The following is a 593-nucleotide window of genomic DNA, read 5'->3' as shown; positions in this document are numbered from 1 at the left end:
TACCCTTTAACAATGCTGCCGAACGAGCCCTGCGCGGCGTGGCCTGCGGAAGAAAAAACTGGAGCTTCGCTGGCTCGGATCGTGGTGCTGATCGTGCCGCCTTCATGGCGACGCTGATCATGACCGCCAAGCTCAATGACATCGACCCACAGGCGTGGCTTGCAGACGTTCTTGCCAACATTGCCGACACGCCGATTATCAGGCTGGAGCAATTGCTGCCGTGGAACTGGAAACCGACGCAAACAGCAGCCGTTGCGGCATAGGATCAACGATGAATCGCAAAGCCAACCGAGCTATCATTCGAAAAATATTGCTCACAGAATGGGACCCCATCGGGGTGTCGGACATTCCTGAAGCGCAAGACGAATATGATGCCTATTCCGATACCGTCTTTGGCATGCTGACCAACCAAACCGCCTCAGTTGACGCCATCGCGCAGTATCTCTTCAAGATCGCGACCGAGCACATGGAGCTCTCATACCCAGAACTTGCAGAGCGCTGCGACAAGGCTGCCAAAGCTATCGTGGAACTTCAGTCAGGCCGCTGAAGCTGGACACCATCAGCGCCAACCGCGGTAGTCACCGGATGCTTAC

Annotated in this window: 2 protein-coding genes; both read left to right on the top strand. The window is 55.8% G+C overall.

All coding sequences use genetic code 11. The features are described 5' to 3' along the window. On the top strand, positions 1-263 hold a 263-nt coding region (locus PDO_RS17245; RefSeq protein WP_007604873.1), incomplete at its 5' end, for a transposase domain-containing protein. Between the two features lie 8 nt (positions 264-271). Next, positions 272-547: a hypothetical protein gene (locus tag PDO_RS17240; RefSeq protein WP_007604871.1), complete on the top strand. Its 276-nt coding sequence runs from the start codon at positions 272-274 to the stop codon at positions 545-547. Positions 548-593: the final 46 nt, after the last annotated feature.

The sequence above is a fragment of the Rhizobium sp. PDO1-076 genome (assembly GCF_000247475.1).
GTDB lineage: Bacteria > Pseudomonadota > Alphaproteobacteria > Rhizobiales > Rhizobiaceae > Allorhizobium.
This window is presented reverse-complemented; position numbering and strand designations above follow the sequence as displayed.

What these genes read in the sequence shown, in the direction of transcription:
- PDO_RS17240 (WP_007604871.1), top strand. Translation starts at nt 272, where the DNA reads ATGAATCGCAAAGCCAACCGAGCTATCATTCGAAAAATATTGCTCACA.